Here is a 7,699-nt window from a genome sequence, read left to right as displayed (position 1 = left end):
AAAAGAAAAACCGGGTTGCGTCACGTGCAACCCGGTTTCTTGAAGTCAATCGTGTCAAGAAACAGACACGTTATTCCATATTGAGGATAATGGTCTTCTTGTAGGTGAAGTGTTCAAGCATGCTTTCAAGCGATGCTTCCTTGCCAAGACCGGAAAGCTTGATCCCGCCATAAGACAGGTTCGGCTGGACAACAAGGTTCTGGTTGACCTGAACAAAGCCCGCTTCGAGGCGCTTGGTAGCAACAAGTGCGGTTTTAAGGTCCGTCGTCCAGACGGTGGCAGCCAGGCCAAAGTCGCTGTCATTGGCAAGTTCAAGGGCCTCTTCAAAGGTTTTGAACTTGAACACGCAGGCAACAGGGCCAAAGATTTCCTCGCGGGCAATCCGCGCGTTCGGATCGACATTGGTAAAGATCACCGGACGGACAAACAGGCCATCGGAAAGGGCGCTGTCGGTGGGAAGGGCGCTTAGTTCATTCTTTGTCGCGCCTTCCTTTTCGCCGACTTCGATATAGCCACAAACCTTGTCGAACTGTTTGCGGTTGATGATTGTGCCGATGTCGGTTTCTTCATCCAGCGGATCACCCATTTTAAGGGTGTTGACCTTATCAATCAGGCGTTTGACGAATTCGTCATGCAGGCTTTCATGCACCAGCATGCGCGACGCCGCCGTGCAGCTTTGTCCCTGACGGGTAAAACGCATGCCGCCAATCGCACCGGCAATCGCCTTATCAAGGTCGGCATCACCCATGACGATCATCGGGGATTTGCCACCCAGTTCAAGGGTGACCGGAATGAGTTTTTCGGCAGCGGCGCGATAGACCGTGCGGCCGGTTTCAACCGATCCTGTGAAGGAAACCTTTTTGACATCCTTGTGTTCAACCAGCGGGCCACCACAAGACGGGCCAAAGCCCGACAGGATGTTAAAGACGCCAGCCGGGAGAACTTCCTGCATGATCTGACACACGCGCAGAACCGCAAGCGGGGTATCTTCGGCGGATTTGACGACGACTGCGTTACCGGCAACCAGTGCCGGGGCAACCTTGATCGCCATCAACATCATCGGCACGTTCCACGGAATGATCGCACCGACAACGCCAACGGCCTCACGCGTGGTCAGGGTCATCATGTTCGGGTTGAACGGAACCGTTTCACCTTTCAGCTCGGACGCAAGCCCGCCGAAAAAGACGAACATATCGGCCAGAACCGATGCCTCAACCCGGCTTTCGGTGCGAAGGGCCTTGCCCGATTCAAGGGCGACCAGACGGCCAAGTTCCTCGGCATGTGACATCAGGATACGACCGCATTCGGCCAACAGCTTGCCGCGCTCACGCGCCGGGCGTTCGGCCCAGTCCTTCTGGGCGGCCTTGGCGGCGGCGACTGCAATCGCGACGTCATCGGCGTCACCGTCGGCTGCCTGACCGATGACCTTGCCCGTGGCAGGATTAAGAACATCAAAGGTCTTGCCGTTTTTCGGGGCGACAAGTTTACCGTTGATCAGATGATAACCGGACAGCTCCTTGGCCAGAACGGATGGATCAAGGATCGGATCGATGGGCATTTCAGGCTCCCTGTGGGTTGGCGTGCATCTGCGGTAAACCGCGCGGGGCGCACGATATTGGTTATTTGGTATTGGTTTACCAAATTATCGACAGGGCGATGCAATATCAAGCGCAATTAGTACCATAATCGGTGTCGTGCACATGCAAGTCGCATGACAGGCGGCAAGAGGGCTGTTACCCTAACTCAAAGGCCAGCCCGGCGGCGGTACGTGTCTGGGCGCCTGATATTGGTAAACGATGGAGTATATTGTGCCACGTCATTTCGATACGACGTTCGATGTTGTTAAGGAACTCAAGCCTTCCTATCCGGTGTATTGCCTTAGACCCAATATTCTTCGAGAAACAGCGCAGCGCTTTGTCGAAATGTTCCCGGGAGACGTCCTGTATGCGGTGAAATGCAATCCGCATCCGGAGGTCATGCGATATCTTCACGAAGGCGGAGTGCGTCATTTTGACACCGCTTCGCCAGAGGAAATCTCGATCGTGCGGCGGCAATTCCCGGGGATGAAGGCCTATTTCATGCATCCGGTCAAAAGCCGCGATGCCATCCGCAATGCCTATCGGGTATTCGGGATTGATCACTATGTGATTGATACCGCCGAAGAGCTTGAGAAAATTCGCGAGGAAACCGAGGGTGACACGAACCTGGTGATCCATGTGCGTCTTGCAACGCCGCCTGCCGGTGCGACCTATAACCTGTCAGCAAAGTTTGGTGCGCGTCCGATGGTGGCGGCCGAGCTTTTGAAGAAGGTTGATGAATACGGTTACCATGCGGGCTTGTGTTTCCATGTCGGGTCGCAATGCACGACACCGACCGGGTATCGGATCGCGGTCGAGCTTATCCGTCAGGTCGTTGATTTTTCCGGTGTGAAGGTCAAGCATATCGACGTTGGTGGCGGTTTCCCCGGCCAGTATATGAACCAGCGCGGTGCCAGCCTTGAAGAGTTCATGGACGAGATCAAGGATTGTATCCGCTGGCTTGATATGCCTGATACCACCTATATGTGCGAACCGGGCAGGGCGCTGGTATCGAGTGGTATTTCCCTGATCACGCAGGTGCATCTGCGCAAGGAAGATACGCTGTTTATCAATGACGGTGTTTACGGCAGCCTGTCGGAAACCGTGACCGGACAATTGCGTTATCCGGTGCGCCCATTGCGCATTGAAGGTGATTTCGATCCGGAAGAAACGCTGGAATTCACCATCTATGGGCCGACCTGCGACAATATGGATGTCTTGCCGGCGACCGTGACCTTGCCTGCCGATATCCGCGAAGGCGACTGGATCGAGTTTGGTCACATCGGGGCATATAGTAATGCGCTGGCCACCCATTTCAACGGTTTCCACCCCGAGGTGCAGGTGACGGTCAGTGAAGCGTTCCCCTATATTGACGGGGAGTTCCCGTCGGTTGCGCTGGACTAGCGCCGCAAGGCAAAAACAGTCTGACTGACAGACAAAATCGGTCATTGCGGTAAAAAGGTACTTGTTTACCTATAATGGTTGGTTGCACTATGCTGCCCGCAGAAAAGACCGGCAGGGGAAACCTGCCGGTCAAAACGAATTCTCGGGGAAGCAGTACAGTGACCAACAGCCTTTTTATGCGCATCCGTGATCGGTTTCCGGCCGATCTGTCATCAGTTCTGATTGAGACGCCTGATGGCAAGACTTATAGATATGGCGATGCGGACACAGCATCGGCCCAGATTGCCGGTCTTCTGACGTCGCTTGGTGCGAAAAAGGGCGACAGGATTGCCGTTCAGGTCGATAAATCCCCCGAAGCACTGTTTCTTTATCTTGGCTGCATTCGTGCGGGCCTTGTTTATTTGCCGCTGAATACCGCTTATCAGGCGGGCGAGCTTGCCTATTTCATGGATAACGCATCGCCGGTGATCTTTGTTGGTCAGCCCCATCGTGAAGATGAGGTCAAGGCAATCGCGGATGAGCAGGGCGTTGCCTATGTTCTGACACTGGGCATGCAGTCTGAGGGCAGCCTGATGGATGGGGCGGCATCGCAAGCATCGGACTTTGCGCCGGTCGCGTGCGAAGACGATGAATTGGCAGCCATTCTTTATACGTCGGGCACAACGGGCAAGCCCAAGGGTGCGATGATGACCCAGATGAACCTGTGGTCCAATGCATCAACGCTTGAAAAGCTTTGGGGCTTTAAGGCCGACGATACCCTGCTGCATGCCTTGCCGATCTTCCATACCCACGGGCTTTTCATTGCCTGTCATTGTGTGATGCTGTCGGGATCGAAGATGTTCTTCCTGCCGAAATTTGATCGTGACCAGGTGATGGCGCTTTTGCCGCGCAGTACAGTGATGATGGGGGTTCCGACGTTTTATGTGCGTCTGTTGTCGGGCGATGATTTCACCAAGGACGTGACCGCAAACATGCGCCTGTTCATTTCCGGGTCTGCGCCGCTTCTGCCCGAGACTTTTACAGCCTTCAAGGAGCGGACAGGCAAGGCGCTTTTGGAGCGCTATGGCATGACGGAAATGGGCATGGCGACATCCAATCCGCTGGATGGCGAACGCATCGTTCATACCGTTGGCCCGGCATTGCCAAATGTCGAAGTGCGCGTGTGTGATGAAGACGGCAATGTCCTGGGTACGGATGAGATTGGTGTGCTGGAAGCACGCGGGCCGAACGTTTTTGCCGGTTACTGGCAGATGCCCGAAAAAAACGCCGAGGAATTCCGTAAAGACGGGTTCTTTATCACCGGTGATATCGCCAAGATCGATGCCAAGGGCTATGTCCATATTGTCGGGCGCGCCAAGGATCTGGTCATTTCCGGCGGGTTTAACGTTTATCCCAAGGAAATCGAAACCCTGATCGACAAGATGGAAGGTGTTGTTGAAAGTGCCGTGATCGGCGTTCAACATCCCGATTTTGGTGAGGCGGTTGTGGCTGTGATCGTACCAGAAGAAAAAGGCGGCTTAAGCGAAGAGGGCGTGATTGCCGCGATCAAGTCCGAGCTTGCCAACTTCAAGGTGCCCAAGCGCGTGTTCTTTGTCGATGAATTGCCGCGCAATGCGATGGGCAAGGTGCAGAAGAATGTCCTGCGTGAAGAGCACAAGGCCCTGTTTGCCAACTAAGACAAAGCAGGCAAAGCGGACCTTTTAGCGGCGATTCCAAAATCCGGACAAAGAAAAACCCCGACAGATACTGTCGGGGTCTTCCTCATGGACGCTACGGTCGTGGCTTAGCGACCGAAAGCAACACGGTGTGCTACATCGTCGATCATGTCGCGGTTCAGACCGATGTCTGCCAGTTCGCGCGGGTCAAGCTTACGCAGCGCAGTCTGGGTCTGGTACTGAACGCGCAGAGCGCGAAGGAAAGCAAAAATCTTGGTTACGATCATTTCATCACCTATTTCAAACCGGCCGATTATTCGGCGTCTGTTCAGTTAACCGGCATGTTCTCACCGAGATATTCCGCACAGGAATAGTTAGCTGGTTTGACGTGTCGGTTTGCATGGGATGTATCGAATGATCAACTGCTTGGTGGCGCATTCATCAGTCGATACGTCCTATTCATTTCGTGAAGGCAATCTAAGGGTGATTGCGGATATAATCCAATGCGTTTTTTGCATGTCTGCGGATTGAAAAGCGCAGAAATCCCTGAAATCTCTCGTTAACTGTTCTAAAGTGGATGGCTGATGCAGATTTAATGCTTTTTATTGCCATGCGTGTGGTGCATGGGTAATGAAGTTGCGTGATGTGTTCTGGTTGATTATCCGCGTTTGTGGTGTTGCGAATAATTTTGGGTGTAATTAGCGCGCTAATCGGTTTGAATACGCCGGAATTTTAATAACGTGCCGTTCGTGTGGGAGAAATGACGATGAGTGCCAATCGGTTGCAACTGGATTTTGCGCAGGCCCTGGATGCCTATTTGCGCTATGCACCGCGTCTGCCACAGGTCGCGCCCGATGCCGTGCCCGCAGCAACCGATTATGTCGATAATCTTCTGGCGATTGCCGATCAGTTTGATCTGATCGTGTTTGATGCCTTTGGCGTGCTCAATAGCGGACAAAGTGCGATTCCCGGTGCGGTCAAGACGGTCGCGACCTTGCAGAAAATGGGCAAGAAGATTGCGGTTGTCACCAATGATGCCTCAAGCTCCGGCGAGGCTATTCTGGCGCGTCATCGCAAGCGCGGCTTTGATTTTGACAATAACAGCCTGATCAGCAGCCAGCAGTTTGTCGCCCCGCTGATGGGCGAATATGCCGACATCTCCCATTGGGGGGCAATGGCGCCGACCGACTGGCCATTTAACATTCTGCCCGGTCGGGTAGAGCCGCTTGGCAGTGACCCTGCGCTTTATGACGGCGTTGGTGGCTTCCTGTTGATTGATTCTGATAGTTGGACCGATACCCAGCAAGCCCTTCTGGAGAAGAGCCTTAAGGATAATCCGCGGCCGGTTCTGGTCGGTAATCCCGATATCTGTGCGCCGATGGGTGATTTCCTGTCGGTTGAGTCGGGGTATTTCGCGCATCTGGCGGGGGATGCATCCGGTGTGATGCCGCAATGCGTTGGCAAACCGTATCACCATGTGTTTGAGGAAGTCCTGAAACGCCATCCCGGTGTTGATCGCAGCCGTGTGCTGATGGTCGGCGATACGGTGCATACCGATGTGCTGGGTGGATTGGCGTCAGGCATCAAAACCCTTTTGGTCCATCAGGGCGGGTTCCTTGATGGACAGGATATTGAAGGCGTATTTGCCCGATCCGGTCTGCGTCCGCATTTTTGCGCGCGGGCGATTGGCCATGGCATTGAAGATGATGCGGATGGCATTGCGGCGAAGTCCGCATGATTTGATGTTCGCCTCCCAAAACAAAAGGGCCTCGATTGAGGCCCTTTTTTATTGCTTGTCGTAGCGGCGCAGAAATCAGCCTTCCAGTGCCTCGGCGACTTCAATCGCGCTATAGGTCAGAACACCGGATGCCCCGGCACGCTTGAAACACGACAGGGTTTCAATCGCACAGCCGATATAATCAAGCCAGCCATTCTGACCAGCCGCACGCATCATCGCGTATTCGCCAGATACCTGATAGGCGAAGACCGGCACGCCGAATTCCTGTTTGACGCGATAAAGCACATCAAGATAGGGCAGGCCCGGTTTGACGATGACCGAGTCTGCGCCTTCATCAAGGTCATAGGCGACTTCGCGCATGGCCTCATCGCTGTTTGCAGGATCGAGTTGATAGGTTTTCTTGTCAGCCTTGCCAAGTGCACTGGCCGAGCCGATCGCATCACGGAACGGGCCATAGAAGGCGGATGCGTATTTGGCCGAATAGGCCATGATCTGAACGTTTTTGAGGTTTGCTTCCTCAAGGATCTTGCGGATCGCACCGATGCGGCCATCCATCATGTCCGACGGTGCAACCACATCACAACCTGCCTGCGCCTGAACAAGGGCCTGACGGACAAGGGCCTCGGTCGTTTCGTCATTTAGGATCTGACCATCGACAACAATGCCGTCCTGTCCGTCGGCATTGAAAGGATCCAGCGCGACATCGGTGATGACGCCCAGATTGGGGCAGGCATCCTTGATCGCCTTGACCGCGCGGCACACGACGTTGTCGGGGTTATAGGCTTCGCGGGCGTCCTTGGTTTTCAGGCTGGCATCGATATAGGGGAACAGGGCAAGGGCCGGAATGCCAAGCTTTTCGGCATGTTTGGCGGTTTCAACCAGAACATCGACCGACTGGCGTTCAACGCCGGGCATGGACGGGATCGGTGTGCGTTCGTTTTTGCCATCAATGACAAAGACAGGCAGGATCAGGTCATGGGAGGTCAACCGCGTTTCCGCGACCATGCGGCGCGACCAGTCGGTCATTCGGTTGCGGCGCTGCCGGGTGCTGGGGAAGGTGCCATAGGCGAATTTGTTGACCATGATCTGTTCTCTATAATGTGAGGCTGGGCAATTTATGGGACAGATTGCGCCGTTGATCAACCATTGGCCGCAATTTGCAAACGCCTGCGCATGGTTAACAGGTAAACCGGAATAATCATGGCCAGGAATGCTGATGTCAGGGCAAAGGCCGTGACCAGTCCGAGGGCTTCACCAATCGCACCGATCACCGGTGGTCCGGCCATGATGGCGGAGTAGCCGGTTGCGGCAATGATCGAAACAAC

Annotated in this window: 6 protein-coding genes and 1 pseudogene; 3 read left to right on the top strand and 4 right to left on the bottom strand. The window is 54.4% G+C overall.

Annotation, left to right across the window (positions count from 1 at the left end; translation table 11 throughout):
* Positions 1-70: 70 nt before the first annotated feature.
* On the bottom strand, positions 71-1,558 hold the full coding sequence (locus tag B3Z49_RS21355; protein ID WP_210517943.1) for an aldehyde dehydrogenase family protein: 1,488 nt from the start codon (positions 1,556-1,558) through the stop codon (positions 71-73).
* 250 nt (positions 1,559-1,808) lie between these two features.
* Here B3Z49_RS21355 and B3Z49_RS21350 point away from each other — a divergent pair, with 250 nt between their 5' ends.
* A complete protein-coding gene (locus B3Z49_RS21350) occupies positions 1,809-2,981 on the top strand; it encodes a type III PLP-dependent enzyme (protein ID WP_063090104.1) in 1,173 nt (390 codons plus the stop codon).
* Between the two features lie 158 nt (positions 2,982-3,139).
* On the top strand, positions 3,140-4,657 hold the full coding sequence (locus B3Z49_RS21345) for a malonate--CoA ligase (RefSeq protein WP_296994702.1): 1,518 nt from the start codon (positions 3,140-3,142) through the stop codon (positions 4,655-4,657).
* Positions 4,658-4,764: 107 nt separating this feature from the next.
* Here B3Z49_RS21345 and B3Z49_RS21340 read toward each other — a convergent pair whose 3' ends face one another.
* Positions 4,765-4,923: a DUF1127 domain-containing protein gene (locus tag B3Z49_RS21340; RefSeq protein ID WP_081579314.1), complete on the bottom strand. Its 159-nt coding sequence runs from the start codon at positions 4,921-4,923 to the stop codon at positions 4,765-4,767.
* 479 nt (positions 4,924-5,402) lie between these two features.
* Here B3Z49_RS21340 and B3Z49_RS21335 point away from each other — a divergent pair, with 479 nt between their 5' ends.
* Complete coding sequence (locus B3Z49_RS21335) at positions 5,403-6,374, top strand: HAD-IIA family hydrolase (protein WP_296994697.1); 972 nt, start codon at positions 5,403-5,405, stop codon at positions 6,372-6,374.
* Positions 6,375-6,449: 75 nt separating this feature from the next.
* Here B3Z49_RS21335 and hemB read toward each other — a convergent pair whose 3' ends face one another.
* Together hemB and B3Z49_RS21325 are read right to left on the bottom strand one after the other, a co-directional pair.
* Positions 6,450-7,457 carry a porphobilinogen synthase gene (gene hemB / locus B3Z49_RS21330; RefSeq protein ID WP_296994695.1) on the bottom strand — a complete coding sequence of 336 codons (1,008 nt, stop codon included), beginning with the start codon at positions 7,455-7,457 and terminating at the stop codon, positions 6,450-6,452.
* A gap of 56 nt (positions 7,458-7,513) precedes the next feature.
* Positions 7,514-7,699 (bottom strand): annotated as a pseudogene (locus B3Z49_RS21325) (MFS transporter); the annotation flags it as partial.

The organism is Thalassospira sp. UBA1131, from assembly GCF_002311515.1.
GTDB lineage: Bacteria > Pseudomonadota > Alphaproteobacteria > Rhodospirillales > Thalassospiraceae > Thalassospira.
Note: the sequence above shows the minus strand (reverse complement) of the source record. Positions and strands in the feature narration are given on the sequence as shown.